This is a genomic window from Nonomuraea sp. CA-141351 (assembly GCF_050944675.1).
GTDB lineage: Bacteria > Actinomycetota > Actinomycetes > Streptosporangiales > Streptosporangiaceae > Nonomuraea.
Genome location: NZ_CP191982.1, coordinates 1,160,450 through 1,185,766 on the forward strand (window position 1 = coordinate 1,160,450; position 25,317 = coordinate 1,185,766).

At 68.0% G+C, this 25,317-nt stretch carries 26 protein-coding genes; 6 read left to right on the forward strand and 20 right to left on the reverse strand.

Annotated features, from left to right (window positions below; genetic code table 11):
- Positions 1 to 18: 18 nt before the first annotated feature.
- The 5 genes from ACQPWU_RS06040 to ACQPWU_RS06060 all read right to left on the reverse strand — a co-directional run bounded on the left by ACQPWU_RS06040 (position 19) and on the right by ACQPWU_RS06060 (position 5,590).
- On the reverse strand, positions 19 to 873 hold the full coding sequence (locus ACQPWU_RS06040; RefSeq protein WP_433437479.1) for an FAD binding domain-containing protein: 855 nt from the start codon (positions 871 to 873) through the stop codon (positions 19 to 21).
- Positions 870 to 3,278, reverse strand: a complete 2,409-nt coding sequence (locus ACQPWU_RS06045) for a xanthine dehydrogenase family protein molybdopterin-binding subunit (RefSeq protein ID WP_433445165.1) — start codon at positions 3,276 to 3,278, stop codon at positions 870 to 872. Before ACQPWU_RS06045 ends, ACQPWU_RS06040 begins: the two co-directional genes overlap by 4 nt.
- 17 nt (positions 3,279 to 3,295) lie before the next feature.
- Positions 3,296 to 3,778, reverse strand: a complete 483-nt coding sequence (locus tag ACQPWU_RS06050) for a (2Fe-2S)-binding protein (RefSeq protein ID WP_360682741.1) — start codon at positions 3,776 to 3,778, stop codon at positions 3,296 to 3,298.
- A 71-nt stretch (positions 3,779 to 3,849) separates the two neighbouring features.
- Positions 3,850 to 4,053, reverse strand: a complete 204-nt coding sequence (locus tag ACQPWU_RS06055) for a hypothetical protein (protein WP_433437481.1) — start codon at positions 4,051 to 4,053, stop codon at positions 3,850 to 3,852.
- Positions 4,043 to 5,590 carry a PspC domain-containing protein gene (locus ACQPWU_RS06060; protein ID WP_433437483.1) on the reverse strand — a complete coding sequence of 516 codons (1,548 nt, stop codon included), beginning with the start codon at positions 5,588 to 5,590 and terminating at the stop codon, positions 4,043 to 4,045. Before ACQPWU_RS06060 ends, ACQPWU_RS06055 begins: the two co-directional genes overlap by 11 nt.
- Positions 5,591 to 5,703: 113 nt before the next feature.
- Here ACQPWU_RS06060 and ACQPWU_RS06065 point away from each other — a divergent pair, with 113 nt between their 5' ends.
- Entirely contained in the window at positions 5,704 to 6,912 is a 1,209-nt protein-coding gene (locus ACQPWU_RS06065) for an ATP-binding protein (protein ID WP_433437486.1), read from the forward strand.
- On the forward strand, positions 6,909 to 7,541 hold the full coding sequence (locus ACQPWU_RS06070) for a response regulator transcription factor (RefSeq protein ID WP_360682749.1): 633 nt from the start codon (positions 6,909 to 6,911) through the stop codon (positions 7,539 to 7,541). The genes ACQPWU_RS06065 and ACQPWU_RS06070 overlap by 4 nt, the downstream gene beginning before the upstream one ends.
- A gap of 177 nt (positions 7,542 to 7,718) precedes the next feature.
- Here the strand turns inward: ACQPWU_RS06070 and ACQPWU_RS06075 are convergent, their stop codons facing one another.
- A complete protein-coding gene (locus ACQPWU_RS06075) occupies positions 7,719 to 8,438 on the reverse strand; it encodes a MerR family transcriptional regulator (RefSeq protein WP_433437488.1) in 720 nt (239 codons plus the stop codon).
- 38 nt (positions 8,439 to 8,476) lie between these two features.
- Positions 8,477 to 9,901 (reverse strand): serine hydrolase domain-containing protein, encoded by a 1,425-nt coding sequence (locus ACQPWU_RS06080; protein WP_433437489.1) that lies wholly within the window; start codon positions 9,899 to 9,901, stop codon positions 8,477 to 8,479.
- A 522-nt stretch (positions 9,902 to 10,423) separates the two neighbouring features.
- Here ACQPWU_RS06080 and ACQPWU_RS06085 point away from each other — a divergent pair.
- On the forward strand, positions 10,424 to 11,377 hold the full coding sequence (locus ACQPWU_RS06085; protein ID WP_433437490.1) for a L,D-transpeptidase: 954 nt from the start codon (positions 10,424 to 10,426) through the stop codon (positions 11,375 to 11,377).
- A 48-nt stretch (positions 11,378 to 11,425) separates the two neighbouring features.
- Here ACQPWU_RS06085 and pcrA read toward each other — a convergent pair whose 3' ends face one another.
- A complete protein-coding gene (pcrA, locus tag ACQPWU_RS06090) occupies positions 11,426 to 13,648 on the reverse strand; it encodes a DNA helicase PcrA (RefSeq protein WP_360682955.1) in 2,223 nt (740 codons plus the stop codon).
- Positions 13,649 to 13,773: 125 nt separating this feature from the next.
- Between pcrA and ACQPWU_RS06095 the strand changes: the two genes are divergently transcribed.
- A complete protein-coding gene (locus ACQPWU_RS06095) occupies positions 13,774 to 14,493 on the forward strand; it encodes a PIG-L deacetylase family protein (protein WP_433437491.1) in 720 nt (239 codons plus the stop codon).
- Between the two features lie 16 nt (positions 14,494 to 14,509).
- On the opposite strand, the gene ACQPWU_RS06100 is transcribed toward ACQPWU_RS06095, so the two are convergent.
- The 8 genes from ACQPWU_RS06100 to sucC form a co-directional block, all read right to left on the reverse strand.
- Positions 14,510 to 14,941, reverse strand: coding sequence for a PIN domain nuclease (locus ACQPWU_RS06100; RefSeq protein WP_433437493.1), 432 nt, complete (start codon positions 14,939 to 14,941; stop codon positions 14,510 to 14,512).
- On the reverse strand, positions 14,935 to 15,135 hold the full coding sequence (locus tag ACQPWU_RS06105) for a type II toxin-antitoxin system VapB family antitoxin (protein WP_433437494.1): 201 nt from the start codon (positions 15,133 to 15,135) through the stop codon (positions 14,935 to 14,937). The genes ACQPWU_RS06100 and ACQPWU_RS06105 overlap by 7 nt, the downstream gene beginning before the upstream one ends.
- Before the next feature lie 242 nt (positions 15,136 to 15,377).
- Entirely contained in the window at positions 15,378 to 16,061 is a 684-nt protein-coding gene (locus ACQPWU_RS06110) for a lysostaphin resistance A-like protein (RefSeq protein ID WP_433437496.1), read from the reverse strand.
- Between the two features lie 97 nt (positions 16,062 to 16,158).
- Positions 16,159 to 16,416, reverse strand: coding sequence for a WhiB family transcriptional regulator (locus tag ACQPWU_RS06115; RefSeq protein ID WP_433437498.1), 258 nt, complete (start codon positions 16,414 to 16,416; stop codon positions 16,159 to 16,161).
- Positions 16,417 to 16,537: 121 nt separating this feature from the next.
- Complete coding sequence (locus tag ACQPWU_RS06120) at positions 16,538 to 17,173, reverse strand: neutral zinc metallopeptidase (protein ID WP_433437500.1); 636 nt, start codon at positions 17,171 to 17,173, stop codon at positions 16,538 to 16,540.
- 6 nt (positions 17,174 to 17,179) lie between these two features.
- A complete protein-coding gene (locus ACQPWU_RS06125; RefSeq protein ID WP_433437501.1) occupies positions 17,180 to 18,580 on the reverse strand; it encodes a glutamate--cysteine ligase in 1,401 nt (466 codons plus the stop codon).
- A 605-nt stretch (positions 18,581 to 19,185) separates the two neighbouring features.
- Positions 19,186 to 20,061 carry a succinate--CoA ligase subunit alpha gene (sucD, locus tag ACQPWU_RS06130; protein WP_360682767.1) on the reverse strand — a complete coding sequence of 292 codons (876 nt, stop codon included), beginning with the start codon at positions 20,059 to 20,061 and terminating at the stop codon, positions 19,186 to 19,188.
- 3 nt (positions 20,062 to 20,064) lie between these two features.
- Positions 20,065 to 21,246 carry an ADP-forming succinate--CoA ligase subunit beta gene (gene sucC / locus ACQPWU_RS06135; RefSeq protein ID WP_360682769.1) on the reverse strand — a complete coding sequence of 394 codons (1,182 nt, stop codon included), beginning with the start codon at positions 21,244 to 21,246 and terminating at the stop codon, positions 20,065 to 20,067.
- A 392-nt stretch (positions 21,247 to 21,638) separates the two neighbouring features.
- On the opposite strand from sucC, the gene ACQPWU_RS06140 reads away from it, so the two are divergent.
- Both ACQPWU_RS06140 and ACQPWU_RS06145 read left to right on the forward strand, forming a co-directional pair.
- A complete protein-coding gene (locus tag ACQPWU_RS06140; RefSeq protein WP_433437504.1) occupies positions 21,639 to 22,451 on the forward strand; it encodes a hypothetical protein in 813 nt (270 codons plus the stop codon).
- A gap of 421 nt (positions 22,452 to 22,872) precedes the next feature.
- Positions 22,873 to 23,184 carry a hypothetical protein gene (locus ACQPWU_RS06145; RefSeq protein ID WP_433437505.1) on the forward strand — a complete coding sequence of 104 codons (312 nt, stop codon included), beginning with the start codon at positions 22,873 to 22,875 and terminating at the stop codon, positions 23,182 to 23,184.
- Here ACQPWU_RS06145 and ACQPWU_RS06150 read toward each other — a convergent pair.
- The 4 genes from ACQPWU_RS06150 to galE are packed head-to-tail and all read right to left on the reverse strand — an operon-like array spanning position 23,132 to position 25,183.
- A complete protein-coding gene (locus tag ACQPWU_RS06150) occupies positions 23,132 to 23,482 on the reverse strand; it encodes a VOC family protein (protein WP_433437507.1) in 351 nt (116 codons plus the stop codon). The genes ACQPWU_RS06145 and ACQPWU_RS06150 overlap by 53 nt on opposite strands.
- Entirely contained in the window at positions 23,479 to 23,718 is a 240-nt protein-coding gene (locus tag ACQPWU_RS06155) for a zinc ribbon domain-containing protein (RefSeq protein ID WP_433437510.1), read from the reverse strand. The genes ACQPWU_RS06150 and ACQPWU_RS06155 overlap by 4 nt, the downstream gene beginning before the upstream one ends.
- Positions 23,715 to 24,146, reverse strand: a complete 432-nt coding sequence (locus ACQPWU_RS06160) for a MarR family winged helix-turn-helix transcriptional regulator (RefSeq protein ID WP_433437513.1) — start codon at positions 24,144 to 24,146, stop codon at positions 23,715 to 23,717. Before ACQPWU_RS06160 ends, ACQPWU_RS06155 begins: the two co-directional genes overlap by 4 nt.
- A 59-nt stretch (positions 24,147 to 24,205) precedes the next feature.
- Positions 24,206 to 25,183: a UDP-glucose 4-epimerase GalE gene (gene galE / locus ACQPWU_RS06165; protein WP_433437515.1), complete on the reverse strand. Its 978-nt coding sequence runs from the start codon at positions 25,181 to 25,183 to the stop codon at positions 24,206 to 24,208.
- Between the last annotated feature and the right edge of the window lie 134 nt (positions 25,184 to 25,317).

Here is a 25,317-nt window from a genome sequence, read left to right on the forward strand (position 1 = left end):
GCGCCCCCTCTTACCGGCTCAGGGTGATCCGGCCGCCGTGCGTACCGCTCGGTGGGTCAGGACCTTGGCCAGATGTCTTCGGTAGTCGGGCTGGGCGTGCAGGTCGGCCGGGGGCGAGGTGCCGGCCGCCGCCTCCTCGCACGCCTGGCGTACCTGGTCGCCCAGCTCCACGCCCTCCAGGGCGGACTCCGTGGCGCGGGCGCGCAGCGGCGTCGGGCCCATGTTCGTCAGCCCGATCCTGGCCTCGGCGATCGACCCGTTGGAGCGCTTGACGGCGGCGGCCACGCCGACGATGGCCCACGCCTGCGCGGTCCTGTGGAACTTCTCGTAGTGGAAGCCCCACTCCGCGCCCAGCTTCGGGATCTTCACCCCGACCAGGATCTCGCCGGCGTCCAGCGACGACTCCAGGTAGTCGACGAAGAACTCCGCGGCCGGGATCTCCCGCTCGCCCTGCGCCGACCTGGCCACGAACACGCCGTCCAGCGCCAGCACCACGGCGGGCAGGTCGCCTGCCGGGTCCGCGTGGGCCAGCGAGCCGCCGAACGTGCCCCGGTGCCTGATCGCCGGATCCGCCACCGTGGCGGTGGCCAGCGCCACCAGCGGGCAGTCGGCGCGCACGACGCCCGAGCGCACGACCTCGTCGTGCGTGGTCATCGCGCCGATGAAGACGTGGTCGCCGCGATCGTGCACGCCCTTCAGATCGGGCAGCCGGCCCACGTCGACCAGCGTCGACGGGTAGGCCAGCCGCAACCGCAGCAGCGGCAGCAGCGACTGCCCGCCCGCCAGCACCTTGGCGTCCTCGTCGGAGGCGAGTGCCTGGCAGGCCTCGTCCAGCGATTCCGGACGCACGTAGTCGAACTGCGCGGGGATCATGGCCGCACTCCTTCCTGCGCCCGTTCTTCCAGCGCCCGTTCCTTTAGGGCCCGCCAGACGCGTTCGGGCGTGCACGGCATCTCGATGTCGTGGATGCCGTGCGGGCGCAGGGCGTCCACGATGGCGTTCACGACCGCCGGAGTCGAGGCGATGGTGCCCGCCTCGCCCACACCCTTGGCGCCCAAGGGGTTGCTGGTCGCCGGGGACTCGGTCCTGTCGAGGTTGAACGTCGGCAGGTCCGCCGCCGACGGCAGCAGGTAGTCGGCCATCGTCGTGGTCAGCAGGTTGCCCTCGGCGTCGTAGACGGCCTCCTCGAACAGCGCCTGCGCGATGCCCTGCGCGATGCCGCCGTGCACCTGGCCCTCGACGATCAGCGGGTTGACGACCTTGCCGACGTCGTCCACCGCCACGTACGAGCGGATCTTGACCATGCCCGTCTCGGTGTCCACCTCCGCCGCGCACAGGTGGGTGCCGTGCGGGAAGGAGTAGTTCTCCGGGTCGAACGTGGCGTCGGAGTCGAGCCTCGCCTCCACGCCCTCCGGCAGGTCATGGGCCGTGAACGCGGCGTAGGCCAGCTCCTGGATCGTCTTCTGCTGGTCCGTGCCCCGCACCTTGAACGCCCCGGCCCGGAACTCCAGGTCGTCGGGCGAGCACTCCAGCACGTGCGCGGCCAGCTTGCGGGCCTTTTCCTTGACCTTGTCGCAGGCCTTCACGATGGCCACGCCGCCGACGACCAGCGAGCGGGAGCCGTACGTGTCCATGCCCTTGTGCGCGATGGCCGTGTCGCCGTGCAGCACCGTGACGTCCTCGAACGGCACGCCGAGCGCGTCCGCCACGATCTGGCTCCACGACGTCACGTGCCCCTGCCCGTGCGGCGAGGTGCCGGTGATGACCTCGACCTTGCCGGTGGGCAGCATGCGCACCGCGCCGTGCTCCCAGCCGCCCGCGCCGTAGTTGGCCTCGCCCAGCATCCTCGACGGCGCCAGGCCGCACATCTCCGTGTACGTGCTGACCCCGATGCCGAGCTGCACCGGGTCGCCCCTGTCACGCCGGTCGGCCTGCTCCGCGCGCAGCTTGTCGTAGCCGAACAGCGCCAGTGCCTTCTCCGTGGCCGCCTCGTAATTGCCCGAGTCGTACGTCAGGCCCGAGATCGTGGTGTAGGGGAACTCGTCGTGCTTGATCCAGTTGCGCCTGCGCACCTCCACCGGGTCCATCTTCAGCTCGGCGGCCAGCTCGTCCATCACGCGCTCGATGCCGAACGTGGCCTCGGGACGCCCCGCGCCCCGGTAGGCGTCCGTGGGCATCTTGGTGGTGAACACGCCCGTGCAGCCGAACTCGTACGCGTCCATCTTGTAGATCGCGTTGAACATCGACGCGCCGAGCATCGGGATGCCAGGCGTCACCAGCATCAGGTACGCGCCCATGTCGGCCAGCAGATCGACCTGGAGCCCGCGGATGCGCCCGTCGGCGTCGGCGGCCAGCCGGATGTGCTGGATCTGGTCGCGGCCGTGGTGCACGGTCAGGTTGCCCTCGGAGCGGGACTCGGTCCACTTGACCGGCTTGCCGAGCTTGCGTGCGAGCAGCAGGCAGAGCACCTCTTCCGCGGTGACCTGCAGCTTCGAGCCGAACCCGCCGCCCACGTCGGGGGCGATCACGCGGATCTTGTGCTCGGGGATGCCGGTCACCACCGCCAGCATGACCCGCAGGACGTGGGGGATCTGCGTGGACGACCAGATGGTGAACGCCTCGCCGTCGGTGTCGGCCAGCACCGCCCGCGGCTCCATCGCGCTGGGGATGAGCCGCTGCTGCCGGTACGTCCGGTCGATGACGACGGGAGCGTCCCTGAACGCGGCCTCGATGTCACCAGAGTTGATCTTGACGCTGAACGCCTTGTTGCCCGCCTCGTGCACCTTCGGGCTGCCGGCCGCCAGCGCCTCGTTCATGTCGAGGACCGCGGGCAACGGCTCGTACTCGACGTCGATCGCCTCGAGGGCGTCGGCCGCGCGGTAGCGGTCGGTGGCGACCACGCAGGCCACGGCCTCGCCGACGTACCGGACCTCGGACACCGCCATCGGCGGGTGGTCGGGGATCACGATGTCCTCGCTCACCGGCCACGCGCACGGCAGGCTGCCCTGCTCGGCGGCGAAGTCCTGTCCGCTGAACGCGGCCACGACCCCGGGCAGCTCGCGCGCCCCCGACACGTCGACCCTGGTGATCCTCGCGTGCGCCATCGGGCTGCGCAGGAACATCACGTGCAGGAGGCCCGGGCGGGAGAGATTGTCCGTCCACTGGGTGCGCCCCGTCAGCAGCCGCGCGTCCTCCTTGCGCCGACGCGGCCTGCCCACCTCGGACGTGCCCGCCGGCTCGCTGATCTGATCGCTCTGCGCTATCTGCTCGGCGACCATGCCGGCGTCTATCTCGCTCATGACGTGGTCACCCCCTGCCCCATCTCCTGCGCGCCTCGGCGGACGGCCTTGACGATGTTGCAGTAGCCGGTGCAGCGGCAGAGATTGCCTTCCAGGCCCTCCCTGATCGCCTCCTCCGACGGCTCGGGATCGTCCCTGAGCAGGTCTATCGCGGCCATGACCATGCCGGGCGTGCAGTAGCCGCACTGCAGGGCGTGCTCTTCGTGGAACGCCCGCTGCATCGGGTGCATCGACCCGTTGACGCCCAGGCCCTCGATCGTGACGACGTCGCAGCCGTCGGCCTGCACGGCGAGCACGGAGCAGCTCTTGACGCTCTTGCCGTCGAGCATGACCGTGCAGGCGCCGCAGTTGCTGGTGTCACAGCCGACCGGTGTGCCGGTCTTGCCCAGCCGTTCTCGTAGTAGATGGACGAGAAGGAGCCGCGGCTCCACGTCCTCCTCGTACTTGATCCCGTCGACGGTGACGGTGATTCGGGGCATACGTCCTCCCTCAGGAGCAGGGGATTGGCGGACACACCCGAACCTACGCCGGTGTTTATCCCGGTCAAGGGTTACTTACCGCGGAACACCCTGGCGATGATCGCCACCAGCCCCGCGAACGCCAATCCCAGCACCAAGACCCCGATCAGAACCAGCCAATCCGTGATCGCGTGTGTCACAGTCAAGATGCCCAGAACAATGAACAGCACACCGCTGAGCAGGGCCATCCAGTCCGTCCTGTGCAGGCGCCGGGGCCGCTCCACCTCATGCGGCACGCCGCACCTCCATGTCGCCGACGCCGCCCCTCAGTTTGAGCACGATGGTGGAGACCTTGCCGTCCGGCTTGATCTCGGGCTCCAGGACCTTGTCGCAGCGTACGTCCACGCCGCCCTTGATCGAGTGGTCGAGCTTGATGTCGCCGACCTTGTTGGTGGCGTGCACCTCCACCCGTGCCGTGGGTGGCACGATCACCACCAGCTCGCCCATTGTCACCGACGCTTTGAACGACACCGTGGTCCCCGGGTCCAGCGTCATCTCGGACAGGTCCAGCTTGCCGTCGCCGACGCCGACGTCGTACAGCCTGCCCGCCTCTGCCACGCTCGTCGGAACCCATTCCGAATCGCCCAGGTTCCGAGGCACGCCGCCGAGCAACAGGCCCAGGCCCACGATGAGCGCGACCATGGTGCCCCAGGCCACCAGACCGGCGCCGCGCCCCCACCAGGCGGCGATCAACAGTCCGGCGCCGATCGTGATGAGCATGGCGCCGCCGACGATGGTCGGGCTCACTCCGGCGGCCGACCTGGCTTGGACCGCCACGACGATCCCTCCAATGATGAATGCCAGCAGGATGGTGATGCCGCCGATGAACGACCTCGGGCGCGGCTTCCGCTCCGTCTTGGGGACCGGGCGGCCGTACAGGACGGGGTCGTACGGCGAGTAGCCGGACCTTTTGGCCGGGTCGAGCGGCCGGAAGGGGCCGTTCGGCGCGAAGGGCTCGCCGTGCGAGGCGTAGTCGACGCGGGTCTTGGGCTGTGGCTGGTACGGCGGGACGGGATGCTGGGCGGTCGCCTTGGCGTCTTCGGCAGCTCTTGCTTCGGCGGCTCTTGCTTCGGCTGCGTGCGCCTGCTCGGTGGCCTCGTCCACCCGGGCCGGCGGCTCCTGCGTCCGTTCCTCGACCGGCTCCTGGACCGGCCCCTGGACCGGCTCCGGGACTGCGGTCTCCGGGACGGCGGCTTGGTGGACCGGCTCCGAGGCGGTGGGCTCCTGGACCGGCTCGGCTCCCTTGACCGGGGGCGCTGCCCAGCCAGAGGCACTGGGGGGAGGGGCACTGGGGGGAGCCGCGCCGGCAAGGGTGCTGCGTCTCCTGCTCAGGCGTTCGGGCATCGAGCGGGCCAACCCCAGCAGGTCCACTCCACTCGAGTGCGCGGCGAGCAGGGAGACGGCGAGCAGGACGCCCACCACCAGCGAGCCGGTGCTGAGCCAGGCCGTCGCCAGGTTGAGCGCGAGCCCGAACGCCAGCACCGCCGTCAGCAGCGCCATGACGGCCTCGGCGTCGAAGTCGCGGCGCGTCCACTGCTCGATGATCCCCGGCTTGCCGTTCGGCTCCTTCATCAGCAGGAACGCCGCGAGGTAGAGGAACAGCCCGATGCCGGAGCCGACCAGGAGCACGACGAAGCCCACGCGGAACACCACGGGGTCGATGCCGGTGTGCCGCCCGAGACCGGCGCAGACGCCCATGAGGAAGCGCCCTTCGCTGCTGCGTCGCAGCGCCCGGGGCGGGGCGGCCGGTTCTCTGGGCGGAGCTTCTGTCATGGAACCATCGTGGACCTATGCGCGGTGTGCCCGCATCCGGGACACCCCTGACCCGACCCGGGGGTTGTTCCCTGATGCCCGCAGTGCCCCGGACATGTGACTATGGCCATGTTATGGCTGACCAGAAGACTCTCGCCGAGCCGACCGGCGACGCGCCTTACCGGCGCATGATGCGCCCTATGGAGGGCCGCCTGCTCGGCGGCGTCGCCCAGGGGCTCGCGGCACAGCTCTCGCTCGATCCCGTGGTGATCAGGCTGATGTTCGTGCTGCTCAGCGTGGTCGACGGGGTCGGCATGGTGGCGTACGCCGTGCTGTGGATGGTCACGCCGCGGCAGCCGTACCAGGGACAGCCGCCGCAGCGGGACTGGAGCCAGCTCGCGGCCTTCAGCGCGATCGGGGTGGCGCTGTTCGCTTTCGGCTGGCTCACGGGGGCCTCCAAGGGCGGGATCGGCACGTTGCCGGTCGCCGTGGGCGGCATCGGCGCGTTGATCCTCTGGCAGCAGGCCGACCCGGAACGCCGCAAGAACTGGGTGCGCGGGGCCACCACGAGCATCGGGAAGAACCGGGTTCGCACGCTGCTCGGCGTGGCCCTCGTGGTGATCGGCGCGGCCGGCTTCCTGTATGCCCAGGGCGAACTGGCGCAGGCCAGGCCCGGTCTGCTGTTCACCGTCGTGGTGGTCGGCGGCCTGGCGGTCATCGCCGCACCCTGGCTCGCCGGTCTGTGGAAAGAGCTGCAGCTGGAGCGGCGCGAGCGCATCAGGCAGGAGGAGCGGGCCGAGGTGGCCGCCATGGTGCACGACTCGGTGCTGCACACGCTCACGCTCATCCAGCGCGTCGCCCACGACTCGCGCGAGGTCACCAGGCTGGCCCGCTCCCAGGAGCGCGAGCTGCGCAACTGGCTCTACCAGCCCGCCCAGGACGCCGACGCCACGGTGGCGGCCGCCGTACGCAGGATCGCGGCCGAGGAGGAGGACGCGCACGGGGTGCCCATCGAGGTCGTCTGCGTGGGCGACATCGCCCTCGACCCGGCGGGCAAGCTGGCCGCCACACTCAAGGCGTCCCGGCAGGCGATGGTCAACGCGGCCAAATACTCTGAGAGTCCGTCCATTTCCGTCTATGCGGAAGTGGAGGGTGAAGAGGTCACGATTTTCGTGAAGGATCGGGGTAAGGGCTTCGACCTCGAGGCGGTGCCGCTCGACAGGATGGGCATCAGAGAGTCCATCATCGGGAGAATGGAGCGTCACGGGGGCGTGGCCAGGGTGCGCACCTCGGTGGGCGAGGGCACGGAAGTGATGTTGACGATGAAGGTGGAGAAGGCATGACGCGCGTGTTGATCGTCGACGATCACCGGCTGTTCCGTTCGGGCGTACGCGCGGAACTGGGCGACTCGATCGAGGTGGTCGGCGAGGCCGAGGACGTGGAGACGGCCGTCAAGGCGATCGCCGAGCACAAGCCCGACGTGGTCCTGCTGGACGTGCACATGCCTGGCGGCGGAGGCCAGGAGGTGCTGCGCCGCGTGCTGGGCTCGGGCTCCCAGGTGCGCTTCCTCGCCCTGTCGGTCTCGGACGCCGCCGAGGACGTCATCGGCGTGATCCGGGGCGGGGCGCGGGGGTACGTGACCAAGAACATCAGCGGCAAGGAGCTGACGGACGCCATCCGCCGGGTGGCCGAGGGCGACGCGGTCTTCTCACCGCGGCTGGCGGGGTTCGTCCTGGACGCGTTCGCCTCGTCGGAGGCGCCGTCCATCGATCCGGAGCTGGACTCGCTGACGCAGCGGGAACGCGAGGTGCTGCGGTTGATCGCGCGCGGGTACGCGTACAAGGAGATCGCCAAGGAGCTCTTCATCTCGGTCAAGACCGTGGAGACCCACGTCTCGTCGGTCCTTCGCAAGCTCCAGCTCTCCAACCGCCACGAACTCTCCCGCTGGGCCACTGCCCGCCGCCTGGTCTAACTCCCCTCCCCGCTTGGGGGCGGACCACGTACGAGAGAAGGGGCAGTGAGCCACTGAGCCGCCGGTCAGAAGACTTGATCGTCAGCTGAGGTGACCCTCCGCGTTGGGGTCCGCAGTCCAAGCGACAGACGTCGGCGCGAGTGTTGGCTCCCAACCGAGCAGCGCGCAAATTCGAGGCTAGCCTTTCGTCAGTTGGGCAAGGCGGTCCCACGCTGGGGATGAGGCTCCGGGCTGGGATTGCTCGGCCAATCGCGCGATAGTCGGATTGTGGACGGGGCGGGTCTCGGATCGGCTGTGGTGATGGGTGAACCAGTTCCGGGTACGGTCGGCGAGGCCGGGCAGGCGAGGATCGTTCGGCGACCAGTCGTAGGCGGCGTCATGTTCGAGGTAGAGGGCGCGGAAGTCGGGATCGGCCATGAGTTCGCGTTTTTCGGCGATCCAGAGGGAGGCGTCCTCGGGTGAGGCGGTTTGCATGAGGATCCAGCCGTCGCGTTCCAGGTGTATCTGGCGTTCGCTGACGCCCAGTTCGCGCAGGTCGTCGAGATAGTCGGCGACTTCCGGGGAAACGAAAAGCCGGTCGTCGCCGCGCAGCTGGGCGAGTTGATCGCGGGTCCGCTGCAGCTGCGCGATGCGGTCTTGGAGGTTGTGGTCGATCTCGGCGATGGCTGCCGTGAGCGCGTCGGGACCCGCGTCAAGAAGGTCTTTGATGCGGGCCAGTGGCACGCCCGCATGGGCCAAGGTCCTGATCTTGACAAGGTCGATGGCGTCTTTGGCGGTGTAGCGCCGGTAGCCGGAGGAGTCGCGGCCGGGCTCGGGGAGCAGACCGCGCTCGTGATAGTGGCGGATGGCTTTGATGGTCACTCCGGCGTAGTCCGCCAACTGTCCGATCGTGATCATGCTGGCCATCCTTCCACCCGGCCCGTCAGTCGGTACGGTCAGGCCCGTCGGGTAAGGCGGCCGCCGCCGTTGCGGAAGCGCGCTTGGCCATCGCGGATGTCATGGTAGGAGACGAGCAGCAGTCGCAGGTATCCGTTGAACGTCTCCAGCGGGTATCCGGCGGGCGCGAAGAGGCCGGGCCGGATCGGCACATAGCGCTGCGGCGGGGCTGAGATCATGCCGCCGGCGAACGCGGTGAAGATCTGCTCCTGCGATTCGTCCGCCGGTTCGTAGGTCGTCTGCTCCTCAAGCTGGCCTTCGACGATACGGACGTCGACACGGAGCTGATTGGAGCGATAGGTGCCCACGTATGGGGTGAGGTCGACGTCCTGCTCCACCTCGGCGATCAGAGCGGGAATCTGGACGCCGAGATACTCGCTCAGGAGCCGCTGCAGGATCTCGTCCTGCAACATGATCGCCCCCGAGGTGTTGCCGAAGGCGGTGAAGACCAGGTCGTGTTCGGGCACTACGCACAGGATGGACACGCCGCCGGGTGACGCGCCGGACATGGCGAGCACGGTCGTGTCGCCGAACGGGTAGCGCACCCAACCCAGGCCCATCGGCGGGACGTTTGGGGTCGCCATGTCGTGCGAGGTCTGCTGCATCAGCGCGGTCGACTCGGCCGACAGGACGCGTGTGCCGGATGGGGACACACCGCCCGCCAGGTGGGTGCGTCCGAAGGCGAGCAGGTCGGCGATGGTGCCGATCGGCGTGCCGCCTGCCGGCCCCCAGGTGTCGGGCAGCATGAACATGCCTGTGGGCTTGGCCGTCATGGTCTCGGGGTCCAGGAAGTGGCCGACGGCCGTGCTGCGCAGGATGGCCTGCTCGGCTGAGGTGCAGGAGTTCTCCATGCCGACGGATGCGTAGATGTCGCGCTCGAGCAGGTCGGGGAAGGGCGTGCCGGTGACCACTTCCAGCAGGCGCCCTGCGACGATCATGCCGCCGTTGGAGTAGCTGAGCTGCTCGCCGGGTTCGAACAGGGTGCCGCAGTTGCTCGCGAGGCCGGTGACGTAGGTCTTCAGAGCGTCGCGGCCCTTGGCGTCGGGGAAGAACAGGTCCGCGTCGATGCCGTTGGTGTGGGAGATCAGGTGCCGGACCAGGATCTTGTCCGCCGCGCCTGGCGCGGTCAGGCCGAACTCGGGAAGGTACTTCACCACCGGCGTGTCCAGGTCCAGCAGTCCACGGTCGACCTGCTGCAGGACCAGCGTGGTGGTCAGGACCTTGGTGACGGAGCCGAAGAGGAATCCGGTGTCGTCGAGCATCGGTGCGCCGGTGGCGACGTTCGCGGTGCCGTGGGCGACGACCATCTGCTCGCCGGCGTGGTAGACGCCGGCGACGAATCCGGGGACGTTGTTGGACTCGCAGTGGGCGGCGATCTGCTCGCGGATCTGGGCTTCGACGGTGTGCAGTGCGTTGTTGTTCATACGGAATATCGTCGAAGCTTGACCCAGGGGCAAGGTCAAGCCCTGGCCACGGAAAATCGGCGAGAACGTCAGGGCGCTTCTGATCACCGCTGCACAGGAACAAGGCCCCGCCGGTTCCCCGCGCTTCATCGCCCCCCAGCCGCGCACCGGGCTCCGTCCGCTGCGCGACCCGCCTCGCCCCCGCGCCGTGTCGCGCCCCACCACGCGCCATGCCGTGCCGTGCCTCGTGCGGTGCCCCGCGCCGCGCGTTTCCGCCCGTGGTGCACTGTGCGCGGCGACGCTGCTCCGGTTGTGCGTCTTAGCCCTGTGCGCTGCGCCGACATGCGGCGTGCCGCGCGCGCCCACGGTGCGTGCCGCGTCCCCGCCGCGGCATGGTGTGGCGCCGCCGATTCCCCTATGGGTGGCTGGTCATCCGTGAGGAGGTTGGACCGTTACGGGATAGTTATCGCTGATCCGCCTACAAATCTCCCGTCTCAGTTGTCACACATAAAGGAGAAAAACACATAGTCCAGGAGTGCCCCTTTGAATCGCGTCCCCCGGATGCTGCCGGCCCTGGTCGCATTGGCCGCTTTGACGGCCTGTGCGGCGGAGAGCGTCCACGTCCCGCAAGCGCAAGCCCCGGCGGTGAGAGCCGTCGGTGCGGCAGGCGTCACGGCGCCGGTGAAGAAGGTCACGCTTGATATTGCCGACATAACCCCAATGGGGGAGAAGTCCGAGAAGGTAGGCGTCGGCTTCCCGATCATCGTCACGTTCGACCGCGACGTCAAAGACAAGGCGGCCGTGGAGGAGTTGCTGGAGGTACAGGCGGACAAGCCGGTCGAGGGCGCCTGGCGCTGGGTGTCGGCGCGCAAGGTCATCTACCGGACGAAGACGTACTGGAAGCCTCACCAGAAGGTGCTCTTCACCGCCCGCCTGTCGCAGCTCCCCGGCAACACCGGTGCCAAGGACGTCTCGCGCCGCTTCGCCGTGGGCACGCAGAACATCTCCGTGGTCAACACCGGCAAGCACCAGATGAGGGTGTACCGCGACGGCAAGCTGACCAAGAAGATCCCGATCAGCGCCGGCCGGGGCGGGCTGATGAGGAACGGCGTGGACGTCTACCTCACCACCAGCGGCGTCCACCTCACCATGGGCAAGAAGACCATGGAGACCATGACCTCCTCCTGGATGGGCGTGACGGACCCGAAGGACCCGCGCTACTACAAGGAGGAGATCCCGTGGGCGGTCCGCATCTCCGACAGCGGTGAGTACGTTCACCAGAGCGCCGGCTACTACCAGTTCCTCGGCCGCTCCAACCAGAGCCACGGCTGCGTACGCGCCACTCCTGCCGGCGCCAAGTGGTTCTACGGCATCGCCCAGCGCGGCGACGTCGTCAAGATCACCGGTACGAAGCGCAAGCTGCAGTGGAACAACGGCTGGAGCTACTGGCAGCTCAACTGGACCCAGTGGAAGAAGGGCAGCGCCCTGAAGAGCTGATCCCGCCGGCCCCGCCCTTTCCCATCGGGGAGGGCGGGGTATGACAGGTCAGAGCTTCTCGAGCGGGGCGTACGCCAGCAGCAGCGTCTTTTCCCCGCCGCTGCCAAAGTCGATCTTCACCTTGGTCTTCTCCGCCACCCCGTCCACGGACACCACCGTGCCCAGCCCGAACGCGTCGTGCGTCACCCGGTCACCAGGCGCCAGCGAGGGCACCTTGCGCCCACCGCTCTTGGCGGGTGCGGGGCGGGCGGCGGGCTCCCGGCGGGTGGCCGCGCTCCAGGCGGACTTCTCCGGGTCCGTACGCCAGTCGATGAGCTGCACCGGCACCTCGTTCACGAACCGCGAGGCCGGGTTGAACGACGGCGCCCCCCACGAGCTGCGTACGGCTGCCCGCGTGATGTAGAGCCGCTGCTGCGCCCGGGTGATCCCGACGTATGCCAGCCGCCGCTCCTCCTCCAGCTCCTTGGGCTCCCCGAGCGACCGGATGTGCGGGAACACCCCGTCCTCCATGGCCGTCAGGAAGACGACCGGGAACTCCAGCCCCTTGGCCGTGTGCAGGGTCATCAGGGTGACGACCCCCTGCCCTCCGTCCGCCTCGGGGATCTGGTCGGCGTCGGCCACGAGCGACACCTGCTCCAGGAACTCCACGAGCGTCCCCTCCGGATTGGCCTCCTCGAACTCGGAGGCGACGGAGATGAGCTCGTTGAGGTTTTCCAGACGCGACTCGTCCTGCGGATCTTCGGACGCCTCCAGCTCGGCGCGGTAGCCGGTGGCCACCAGCACCTCCTCGGCCAGCGCCGACGGCGGCATGCCCTCGCCCTTGGCGATGAGCTCCTCGAGCATCGCGACGAACTCGCGTACCGCGTTGAGCGAGCGCGTGGCCATCCCGTACGCCTCGTCGGCCCGGCGCAGCGCGTCCCAGAACGAGATGCGCTCGCGCGACGACAGCGCCTCGATCATCGCCTCGGCGCGGTCGCCGATGCCGCGCTTGGGCACGTTCAGGATGCGCCGCAGCGACACCACGTCGGCCGGGTTGGCGAGCACGCGCAGGTAGGCCAGCAGGTCCTTGACCTCCTTGCGCTCGTAGAAGCGCACGCCCCCGACCACCTTGTACGGCAGCCCGGTGCGGATGAAGATCTCCTCGAACACACGGGAGGCGGCGTTGGTGCGGTAGAAGACGGCGACCTCGCCCGGCTTGACGCCTTCCTCGTCGCTGAGCCGGTCGACCTCCTGGGCCACGAACATGGCCTCGTCGTGCTCGTTGTCGGCGACGTAACCGACGATCTTGGGCCCGTCGCCCTGGTCGGACCAGAGGTTCTTGGGCTTGCGCGACTCGTTGCGGGCGATGACCGCGTTGGCGGCGGCCAGGATGTTCTGGGTGGAGCGGTAGTTCTGCTCCAGCAGGATCGTCCGTGCATCCGGATAGTCGCGCTCGAACTCCAGGATGTTGCGGATCGTCGCGCCGCGGAAGGCGTAAATGGACTGGTCGGCGTCGCCCACCACGCACAGCTCGGACATGCCGCCGCCCGACCGGACCAGCTCGCCGTCGGTCGTGCGCAGCTCGGGATGCCCGACCAGCTCCCTGATCAGGATGTATTGGGCGTGGTTGGTGTCCTGGTACTCGTCCACCAGCACATGCCTGAACCGCATCCGGTAGTGCTCGGCCACCTCGGGGAAGAGCTGGAACAACGTCACCGTGTTCATGATGATGTCGTCGAAGTCCATCGCGCCGGCCTCGGTCAGCTTGAGCTGATAGGCCTTGTACGCCTGCGCGAGCGTCTTCTCCAGGTGCGAGCCCGCCTTGTCGAGGGCGGTCTCGTAGTCGATCAGCTCGTTCTTGAAGTTGCTGACCTGGGCCGAGAACGAGCGCGGCGGGTAGCGCTTCGGGTCGAGCTCCATCTCCCTGCAGACCATCGCCATCAGCCGCTGCGAGTCGGCCTGGTCGTAGATCGAGAAGCTCGACGGGAACCCCAGCCGCTTGGCCTCCCGCCGCAGGATGCGCATGCAGGCGCTGTGGAACGTCATCACCCACATCGCCTTGGACCGTGGGCCGACGAGCTTGTCGATGCGCTCCTTCATCTCGCGGGCGGCCTTGTTGGTGAACGTGATCGCCAGGATCTCGCCCGGATGCACGTCGCGCTCGGCCAGCAGGTACGCGATGCGATGCGTGAGCACCCGCGTCTTCCCGGATCCCGCCCCTGCCACGATGAGCAGCGGACTGCCATGATGGATCACGGCCTCGCGCTGCTGCGGGTTGAGGCCGTCGAGCAGGGGGTGGTCTACAGAGACTTGGGTGGGCACGTACCTAGGTTAAGACGCCCCACCGACAATCGTTGCCCGGAATGCCATCCGAGGGGCGTGCGGTTGTCCTTCATGGAACATCAGAAAGGGGAGCCATGCTGCCGGAAGCCGAGATCAACAGGGTCCTTGTGGTGACCGCCCACCCAGATGACGTCGATTTCGGAGCGGCGGGCAGCGTGGCGTTGTTCGTCGACAGGGGTGCCGAGGTCACGTACCTGCTGGTCACGGACGGTGATGCGGGCGGCAACGAACGTACTCTCGACAATTCCGGCATGGCCGAGCTCCGCAGGACCGAGCAGCGCACCGCCGCCAAGGCGGTCGGCGTCACGGACGTGCGTTTCCTCGGCTATTCGGACGGGCAGGTGATGCCCTCGCTGGAGCTCAGGCGCGACATCTCGCGCGTTATCCGCCAGGTCAGGCCGGACCTGGTCATCACCCATCACCCGGATCGCAACTACCAGCACGTCGCCCCCAGCCACCCCGACCATCGCGCGGTGGGCGGCTCGGCCATGGACGCCGTCTACCCGGACGCCCGCAACCCCTATGCCTTCCCTGAGCTGATCAAGGATGAGGGCCTGGAGGCGTGGACCGTACGCGAGGTGTGGCTGACCGGTGGCTTGACACCCAACCATTGGGTTGACATCACCGAGGCCATGGACCGCAAGCTCGCGGCCTTGCAGTCACATGTGAGCCAGATCTCCCATGTGGAGGGCTTCATCGACTTCGTCAAGACGCGCTTCGCCACCTGGGCCGAACAGGCCGGCTTCCCCGCCGGCCATTACGCGGAGGGGTTCCAGGTCGTCCCGACGGCTTGACCTCTGTCCTGGGCGCCTAGGGCACCGACCCTGGGGGCACGACCCAGAGCGAGGGCTGCCCGGTGACTTCGGAGATGACGTCGAAGTCGCGGTCGTAATGCAGGATCGTCGCCCCGTGCACCTCCGCACAGGCGGCGATCAGCAGGTCGTTCGGCCCGACTGCCCGGTGGTGCGACTTGCGGGCAAGCATCGCTTGAACGTCCAGTGCCCGGGTGGCCACCTCCTTTTCGTGGATGGACAGGAGGCGGAAGCCCTCGCGCAGGTAGTACGCGTCGCGCTCGTAGCCCTCCGGGTTGCGCGCGCTGTAGAGGACCTCGAGTTGCGTGACCTCGCAGATGGCCAGCATCTTATCGAGCATGAGCGGTTCGAGTGCCTGGTGGACCGCCGGGTGCGGCATGCGCGCCAGCGCGCTCTTGTCGATGAGGTAGACCACGCCGGTGGCTACCACGCATGCTTCATGATCTCCGGATCCAGAAGATCGGTATTGTCCCGGGTGCGCCAGTACTCGAACGCTTCGCGGAGCTTTGCCCTTTGGGCGACCTCCTCGAGGGCCGCGTTGACCGTCTCCTTCATGGTCGAGGTCCCCAATTCTTGCTGGGCGACTTCCAGAAGGTCCTTGTCGATGTCGATTACCGTACGCATACAGCACCACCTCCGTGCCTCCATCGTATATCAGAATATGTGATCTTGATATACACACTCCTCATTCGGCACCAGCCCGAGGAGCGCGCCGGAGAGACGTTAAAGCATGAGGATGAGGCATGTATGGAACGCTCCAGGAGAAAGGTGAAGGATCTTCCACCGGCGAGGGAGCTCCCTCATGCCCGGCATATCAAAGATCCACCGTGCGTTGCTCACTTTGTGTAGCCAACCGGAGCAAAGCCCTACTTTCGCTTGGCGGCGATCCGGGCGAAGAGGTAGCCGAGGGAGTTGGTGGCGAGGTGCAGCATGGCCGGGGTCAGGAGGCCGCCGTGGCGGCGCAGCTCGCAGAACAGGACCCCCGCCGCCGCCGTGGACACCACGCTCCCCGCCACCACCCGTGCGGTGTCGAGGTGGCTGGGGGACTCGGAGGCCGTCAGGGCGCCGAGTGCGGGGTTGGCGCGGGCCATGTCGATGGCCGGGAGGATGTGCCACAGCCCGAACAGCGCCGAGGAGATCGCCGTGGCGGCGACCGTGCCGTGGCGCTGGCGCAGCATGGCGTACAGGGCGCCCCTGAAGCCCACTTCCTCCAGCAGGACAGTGCCCATCGGGACCTGGAGCAGGGCCTCCTCCAGGGCGCGGGCGCGCGAGAGCGACAGGGCGCGCTCGTCGCGGAAGAGCGGCCTGGTGCGGGGGTTGGTGATGCCGACGGTGTAAACGGCCGCCACCGCCGCCGCCAAGGCACCTCCCGCCAGAGCGCCCCGGCGGCCATGCTCGAACCCCAGCTCCTGCCATGACAGGCCGGACCGGCGAGCCATCGCGACCAGAGCGGCGGTCGCGGCGGCCGAGGTCAGGGGCGCCAGGCGGGGGGCGACCTTGTTGTTCATGATGTTGGCGGCGGTGAGCACGGCGATCGAGCGGAACAACACCCTTGCAGGCTACGTCGAGCCACTCCCGCGCGGTCATCGCTTTCCGGCATGCGAGAGCCCGGCCTCTCCTGCCGAAGAGTGGCGAAGGGCGAGAGCGTCAGGAGGCGGCGGGGCGGCGCCAGCCGGTGGGGAAGCGAGTGCGGCGGCGCTCCTCTGGGGTGAGACCGCCCCAGATGCCCTCTGACTCGCCTGCGCGTAACGCGTACGAGCGGCACTCGTCAATGACCTGGCAGCGCGCGCACACCGCCTTGGCGCGGGCTTCCTGCAAGGGGGTGGGGGCGAGAGGGAAGAAGAGGTCTGGGTCGCTGGACCTGCACGCGCCCCTGCGCAGCCAGCCGATCTCCTCCAAAGGCATGGGTCAAAGGTAGAGCGTGGTCATGATCAGACACATCATCCTCTGGGTTGACCCGTGGATACATCCTCGAGTCCGATCCGTGCACGGGTGTGCACATCCACGGAGGTCCCAACCGCCCTGCTCAGCAGGCGTCCACTCCGTTCCTCCAACCTGTCGCGAACGACGCCTGACGCTGCTCGGCCGTCCCGTGCGCGGACGGGTTCAGCCAGTCGTCCGTCGGATCGCCGGCGGACTCCAGGCTCAGGAGCAGCTCGTCCTCGTCGCCCGACTGTGCCTTGAGCGCGCCCGAGCTGACCAGGGCCGAGAGGGTGCCGCCCGCGTAGCAGTCGGCCTGGAGCTCCATTTGCACGTTCAGCTCGAAATTGGTCTGGAGCTGCGCCTGCACGGCATGCCCGAACTCGTGCGGGATGATCACGTAGACAGACCCGTCGCCCATCTGGTTCCAGAGCGACTCCATCCAGTCCTGGTCATAGGCGATGAAGTGGCCGGCGGGGCAGTAGAAGGCGTTGTTCGGGGCGGCCGGTTGGTTCCCACACTTGGGGCCGGATTTCCCGGAATAGGGAACGAAATCGGTGATAGGCCGATAAGTCAGTCCGAGCTGCTGGAAGTCCTGCTTCCAGAACTCCTCCGTCAGCGTACGAGCGGCACGCACGTCATCCTCGAACGAATCGGCCCCCTGTGCGTCCATGGACCGCGTCCTCGAGAGGCCGCAGGCGCCGAGCAGCAGGACGAGGACGATGATCAGGATGCGCTTCACGGGGCATCACACGTCCCACGTGTGGACTGGCTCATTGGCGTGCATGCGCTCGATGTACCCAAGTGTCATGGATCGCAATGCTTCGTGACGATCTCCTCCATGCGCCCGTACGCTTTCCACCTGCCAGCTCGCCCCCGTACGACCCGTCAGGCAGCGGCCCTCGATGATGCCGAGCAGCCGGTCGGCGATGGGACCGTTCACGCCCCATTTGGCCAGCCCCTCGTGCGCCATGGGCAGAAGGCGGCGCAGGATCAGCTCGGACGCGGGCACCTCTCCCATTCCCGGCCAGTACAGCCGCGCGTCCAGCCCCTGCCGGGCCGCCGCGCTGAGATTGTCCTCCGCCGCCTGGAACGACATCTGGCTCCAGATCGGCCGTTCGGCGTACGGCAGCACGCGCATCAGCCCGTAGTAGAACGCGGCGTTGGCCACGACGTCGGCCACGGAAGGCCCGGCAGGCAGCACACGGTTCTCCACGCGCAGGTGCGGCACTCCGTCCACCACCGCGTACACCGGCCGGTTCCACCGGTAGATCGTGCCGTTGTGCAGGGTCAGCTCGTGGAGGTGCGGGATGCGTCCCTGTTCGAGCTCGGTACGCGGGTCTTCGTCCTCGCAGAGCGGCAGCAGGGCGGGGTAGTAGCTGACGTTCTCCTCGAAGAGGTCGAAAACACTCGTGATCCACCGCTCCCCGAACCACACCCTTGGCCGCACGCCCTGCGCCTTCAGCTCGGCCGGCCGCGTGTCCGTGGCCTGCTCGAACAGGGCGATCCTGGTCTCGCGGTGCAGCTCCTTGCCGAACAGGTAAGGGGAGTTGGCCGCCACCGCCACCTGAGGTCCCGCGATGGCCTGGGCGGCGTTCCAGTGGGAGGCGAACGCCTCGGGGCTGACCTGCAGGTGCAGCTGCACGCTGGTGCACGCGGCCTCGGGAGCGACGCTGTCGGCGTGCGTGTCCAGGCGTTCGACTCCTTCGATGGCCAGGTGCAGGTCCTCTCCGCGGGCCGCGAAGATCTGCTCGTTGAGCAGGCGGTAGCGGGGGTTCGCGGAGAGCGTGCCCTCGCCGATGTCCTGCTCGCGCAGCGTCGGCAGGATGCCGATCAGGACCAGGTGGCCGTCCTGGGAGCGGGCGCGCTCCTCGGCGTGGTTGAGCCGTGCCCTGACGTCGTCCTCCAGGCGCAGCGCGCCGTCGCCGCCCAGCTCCTGGGGCTCGATGTTGATCTCGATGTTGAACTGTCCCAGCTCCGTCGCCCAGTCCGGCTGTTCGATGGCCGCCAGCACCTGGGCGTTGCGCATGGCGGCCTCGCCGTACGCGTCCACGATGTTGAGCTCGATCTCCAGGCCGGCGAGGGGGCGTTCGAACTCGAAGCGGGACTCGCGGAGCATCTGGGCGAAGACGTCGAGACATCGACGCACCTTTTCCCGATATTTCCGGCGGTCATCCCGGCTGAAAACGACGACTGGCACGTCCCTGCCCATACCAGGAAATGTCGCACGCCAACGCCAACAAGACCAGAGCAAAGAGCCCGCGAAGGACCCCAGACCCCCGGGCCCGGAAGCGGCGCGCCAGAGGGCTCACGGCTTTAAGGGGCCCGGAATTGTGGGCCGCCGTAATGGCCCACGGCACGCCACGCGGAGTCGGCCCAGGGTGTGCCGTGCGGGGTTGGTCAGAGTTGTCACCACGGAGTGGGCACAGGGTGTGCCGTGCGGAGTTGGTCAGAGTTGTCACGGAGTGGGCACAGGGTGTGCTGTGCGGAGTTGGTCAGAGTTGTGCCGTGCGGAGTGGGTCCAGGGGGGCCGTGCGGAGTTGGTCAGGTTGTCACCACGGAGTGGGCCCACGGGGCGGCGTAACGGCGGCCGGCCCCGCACACCACATGACCGTCTCCCTGGACAGAGCCCGGCCACGTGCGGCGGGTGGGTCGCCCGTGCTCTGCCGTAAAAGATGGAGGACGGGCAGCCGCAAGCGTAAATGGAAAAGCCCCGTGCGGGGAGAACCGCACGGGGCTTTGAAACTCAAGCGATCAACGAGCCTGCATGATTTCGCGCATGAGTTGGGCGGTCTCGGAGGGGGTCTTGCCGACGCGGACGCCGACCTTCTCCAGGGCCTCCTTCTTGGCCTGGGCGGTGCCCGCGGAGCCCGACACGATCGCGCCCGCGTGCCCCATGGTCTTGCCCTCCGGCGCGGTGAAGCCCGCGACGTAGGCCACGACCGGCTTGGTGACGTGCTGCTCGATGTACGCGGCAGCCCGCTCCTCGGCGTCGCCGCCGATCTCGCCGATCATCACGATCGCGTCCGTGCCCGGGTCCTCCTGGAACGCCTGGAGCGCGTCGATGTGCGTCGTGCCGATGACGGGGTCGCCGCCGATGCCGACCGCGGTCGAGAAGCCGAAGTCACGCAGCTCGTACATCAGCTGGTACGTGAGCGTGCCCGACTTCGAGACCAGGCCGATGCGGCCGGCGGTGGTGATGTCGGCCGGGATGATGCCCGCGTTGGAGGCGCCGGGGGAGGCGATACCGGGGCAGTTGGGGCCGATGATGCGGGTCTTGTTGCCCTTGGCGACGGCGTAGGCCCAGAACTCGGTCGAGTCGTGCACCGGCACGCCCTCGGTGATCACCACGCAGAGCGGGATCTCCGCGTCGATGGCCTCCTTGACCGCGTCCTTGGTGAACGCCGGCGGCACGAAGACGACCGACACGTCCGCGCCGGTCTTCTCCATGGCCTCCTTGACCGTGCCGAACACGGGCAGGCCCTCGTGCGTGATGCCGGCCTTGCGGGCGTTCACGCCGCCGACGACGCGGGCGCCGGAGGCGAGCATGCGGCGGGTGTGCTTGGTGCCCTCGCCACCCGTCATGCCCTGGACGATGATCTTGCTGTTCTCAGTCAACCAGATGGCCATGGGTCACGCACCTACCGCAGCGAGCTCGGCGGCCCGCTTGGCCGCGTCGTCCATCGTGTCTACCAGCTCGACCCGCGGGAGTGCGGCGTCGGCCAGGATCTGCCGCCCGAGCAGGGCGTTGTTGCCGTCGAGGCGGACCACAAGGGGGTGGGTCACGGCCTCGCCACGGCTCTCCAGCAGCTTGAACGCCGAGACGATGCCGTTGGCGACGGCGTCGCAGGCGGTGATGCCGCCGAAGACGTTCACGAAGATCGACTTGACGCTCGGGTCGGAGAGGATGATCTCCAGGCCGGCGGCCATGACCTCAGCCGAGGCGCCACCGCCGATGTCGAGGAAGTTGGCGGGGGACGGCTTGCCGGCGAACTCCTCGCCCGCGTAGGCCACCACGTCGAGGGTGGACATGACCAGGCCCGCGCCGTTGCCGATGATGCCGACGTTGCCGTCGAGCTTGACGTAGTTGAGGTCCTTCTCCTTGGCCTTGGCCTCGAGCGGGTCCTCGGCCGCCTTGTCGGCGAGCGCCTCGTGGTCGGCCTGGCGGAAGGTGGCGTTGTCGTCGAGCGTGACCTTGCCGTCGAGGGCCTTCACCTGGCCGTCGGCCGACAGGATCATGGGGTTGACCTCGACGAGGGTGGCGTCCTCGTCGACGAAGCAGCACCAGAGCTTCTCGATGAGTTCGGCGGCGCCGTCGAGCGCCTTCTCCGGCAGGCCGCCGGCGACCGCGATCTCGCGGGCCTTGGCACGGTCGATGCCCGTCAGCGCCGAGACCGGCACCTTGGCGACCTTCTCGGGCGCCGTGTGAGCGACCTCTTCGATGTCCATGCCGCCCGCGGCGGAGCAGATGGCGAGGAATGTACGGTTCGCGCGGTCGAGCAGGAAGGAGAAGTAGTACTCCTCCGCGATAGCGCTGGCCTCCTCCACGAGCACCTTGTGAACGGTGTGGCCCTTGATGTCCATGCCGAGGATGGCTTCGGCCTTGGTGACCGCGTCGGCGGCGTCGTCGGCCACCTTGACACCGCCGGCCTTGCCACGGCCGCCGGTCTTGACCTGGGCCTTGACGACAACGCGGCCGGTCAGCTCCTCGGCGGCCGACCGCACCTCCTCCACGTTGTGTGCGACGATGCCGCGTGGCACCGGGATGCCGTAGTCGGCGAAGAGCTCCTTCGCCTGATGTTCGAACAGGTCCACGAGGGTCCGTCCTCTTCCCTTGGTCGCTCGCCCTCTGCCGGGTTCGCGCCCTGCTTTTCCGACTGATGTTCGACGGCCCCGGGCAACTGCGCTGGTGGTCGCGTCCGCTTCGCCGCTCGATGGCATCGTTCCTCGCTCTCTCGCGGCGAGCTCCTACGCTCGGGAGTGCGTGCCGGGCGTTTCCGCCAGTGAAGCCTAGCCCGAAGCTTGACCTGCCCAGGTCATCGGGGCATGGTTCTCCCGCTGTGTGACGGTCATCTCACTTCTCCAGGACACACTCTGCACGAAAAGTGCACCGTTTTGACGGCGTACGACCCGGCTCTCGATATATGTTCGTGATCTTCAATTGGCAGGCTTCTCCTCCCTCTCCTTTTTGAATCCGAAGGAAACGTATGAAGCGAATTCTCGCGGGCCTGGCGTTAACCACGGCTGCCGCGCTCGTGACCGCGACGCCTGCCGCGCAGGCCGCGTCGGTGGATCCGGTGAAGGCGCTGCAGAAGCAGCTCGTCCCGGGGCACGGGGTACGGATCTCCGAGAAGACCCGGCTCACCTTGGACGGCAAGAGCATCGGCGCCACCACCCGGACGACTGGAACGTTTGAGTTCGGTAAGAAGGGGATCGTCGCGACCGATCTCAAGAACCATGCGGCCGGCTCCGACAAGTCCCTGGCGTCCGCGCTCGCCCCGCCGCGCATCATCACGGTCGGCGGCCACAGCTACGTCCAGGGCGGGCTGTTCAGTGAGGACCTGCCCGAGGGCAAGAAGTGGGTGCGTTACGCCGCGGAGGCCGGTGGCGGCACCTACAACCAGATCATCGACATCTTCGAGCCGAAGGTGCTGAAGGCGATCGTCTCCCACGCCAAGAGCTTCAAGGGCGGCACGTACAAGGGGGCGCTCACCTACAAAGAGCTGGCCAAGGTGTACGGGCAGAAGGTCAGCGGCGCGATCGGCAAGACCAAGATCGACTATGCGCTGAAGGTCAACTCCAAGGGCCTGGTCACCCAGCTGACCTCGGGCTGGAGCATGGACTTCGGCGTCCTGGGCAAGACCCGCTCCATCACCGAGACCCGGTACATCGGGTGGGGCTCCAAGGTCAGGATCAAGGCTCCGGACAAGGACCTGTGGATCGACGTAGCGGACCTCAGTGAGGACAGCCAGGTCCCGCAGGAGATCCCGAACAACTCCCTGAACTCGCTCGCCAACTAGCCCCGTCCGGCCTCCTCTCGCTTCGGTGGGGCGGGAGGAGGCCTTCTGGTGAGAAGGATGCGTGTCAACTGCACCCACCCGGAGGGAGGGGGCTTGCTCTCAAGACTTCCGGCTGGATGCCGGGCGACCGTAGCGTCTGGGCGGTTGACTACGCCCCAGGCGGCATGCCGCCCGCGATGGAGTGATGGCCGATATCAGGCCAGGAGCCATTTCTCGGTTGCCGGTGCCTTTGGCCCCGTCCATCACCCGTGCGTAACCATGGCATCACTCATTGACACTCTGCAGGCTTCTCTCCGTCCTGAAAGACGGAGTCTCCCTGGAAAAGGGACCAAGATGAAGCGAATTCTGGCGGCGGCGGTGGCCGCTGCCTCCGACCTGACCGTCCGGGCCTGCTGAAGTCTTCGTCCGTCGCCCCCGGTTCGTGGTCGACGAGAAGCAGATCTACGTCCAGGGTGACGGGTTCGATGAGCAGGTGTCCGAAGGCGAGGCCTGGCTGCGTATGGACGACGCGGCCAAGGCGAGCGTGAGCACTCGCCCGATCTGGGGTCACAAGGTGACGATCGAAGCTCCTCCGGAGGAGAAGGTGATCGACGTTGAGGACGCCAGCGCCACCCTCGACGAGGCGCTGGACGAGCTCCAGATCATCTCGAACGAGGCGCTCGCCTCCCGGTGGGCGATGCTCAGCCCGCGCGCGCCAGGTGAGGCTGCTTGGTGTAGTCGGTCAGGCCGATGACATTTCCCCAGGGGTCGGGAACCTCGACCGTCCAGCCCGTGAACACCTCGAACGGCTCCAGCCCCAGCTCATCTGCCGCCGCGCGGGCGTCGGGAACCTCCAGCCATACGCGCATGGACCCCGGCCTGCCCTCCTGGACCCGTACCAGCAGCCCCGGGGTCTCCTCCCCGATCGCGAAGAGCGCCGTCTCCTCCGTCGAGAACTTCTCCTCCAGCCCCAGCACGCCGCCGTAGAACTCCTTGGCCCGCACCGGGTCGCCCGCCCCGACCAGGATGTTGTCGACGCCGAGGACCCTCATGGGTGGTCACGCCAGAGGGGCATCGAGCGCATGTAGGCCCTGGTGGCCTCCTCGGCCTCGGCCCTGGACCGGCCGTTGCGCTGGGTCTGCCACTGCACCATGCGCTCGAACCGTTCGTCGAAGTCCTGCAGCGTCCCGTCGGGCTTGGAGCACAGCCGGCACCACGTGCTGTCCCGGTGTCCCGGCGCGTGGTCGTCGGCGGTCTCCATCGGCATTCCGCAGCTCTCGCAGTTCATGGCTCCTCCTCTCTGAGCAGCGCGCGGAGCCCGGTCACGAGCCCCTCGCGCTCCTGTGGCGTCATGTTCCGTACGGCCCGCGCCAGCAGGTCGTCCTCGAGCACCCGCGGTGAGGCCGCGGCGAAGGCTGCCCGCCCCTCGTCGGTGACCCAGACGAACACCCGCCGCCGGTCGCGCTCGTCCCTGATCCTGGCCACCAGGCCGCGTTCCTCGACGCGGTCGACCAGTTCGGTCGTCGCGGCCTTGGACAGCTGGAGGTGCTCGGCCAGCTCGCTCAGGGTGAGCGGCCCGGCGGCCTGCAGGTGACCGAGCACGGCGTGCATCCTGGCGGTCAGCCCGGCCGCGATCGGTCTTTTGGACGCCTTGAACCGCCGGTAGATCGCCGGGTAAAGCCGCGCGACCTCTCGGGCCGCCTCCGCTTCTTCCATCGCTTCTTTCGTGTACGAACTGTTCGTATACGAATCGTACTCCGGCGACCGGTCCCGGTCTAGCCGAGCCGGGACTCCCGGATGCGCGCCCATTCGAGCGAGTGCCTGATGCCGTCCTCGACGGAGTGGCCGGCCTGCCAGTCCAGCAGGCGACCGGCCAGGTCGCTGCGGGTGTAGGCACCGGCCACGTCGCCGGGGCGCGGGGCCGCCTCGACGACCTCGATCGGGCGGTCGACGACGCGGTTGAACGCATCGACCAGCTCCCGGACGGTGGTGCCTGCGCCGGTGCCCAGGTTGATCACGTCGGCCTCCAGCGCGTCGAACCGGCGCAGGGCCGCGACGTGGGCGGTGGCCAGGTCCCAGACGTGGACGTAGTCGCGGATGCCCGTGCCGTCCCTGGTCGGATAGTTCGTGCCGGTGACCTGGAAGGGCACACCCTCCTCGTACGCCTCGATCATCTTGCCGAGGGCGTGGCTGGGGCGGCGCAGTTGCAGGCCGGTGCGCATCTGGGGGTCGGCGCCGATCGGGTTGAAGTAGCGCAGGGAGAGGATCTTGATCGGGTGACCGGCGGCGATGTCGGCGAACATGGACTCGCACACCGCCTTGGTCCGCGCGTAAGGGCTCTGCGGGTCGAGCGGTGACTCCTCGTTCACGGTGTGGTCGTCGCCCGTGCGGTAGATGGACGCGGAAGAGCTGAAGATCATCCGGGTGCGGCCGTTGCGGAGCAGGTGATCGACGAACTCGAGGCTCTTGGCGACGTTCGCGCGGTAGTAACCGATGGGGTCGGCCACGGAGTCCGGCACCACGATGAGCGCGGCGCAGTGGACGACAGCCTCGATATCCGGATTTTCGGCAAATATCTTGTCAATCAGCGGCCCGTCGCTGATATCCCCCTCATAGAACACCCGCCCCTGAGCGAACTCCCGCCTGCCCGTGACGAGGCTGTCCAGAATGACAGGCTCGATCCCGGCGTCGAGGCACGCGGACGCGACAGTGCTCCCGATATATCCGGCCCCACCAGTAACCAATACACGCATCCCAGCTCCCTGCGTCGGTGGTCTGTGTTTGAAAACCATCATCTTGTACGGCGGAGCACGGTGGGCCCCACCCACCGCACGTGGCTGAGGGCCTCCAGGGTGACGCTCGCTGACCCGCACGCGGCCGGCCACCG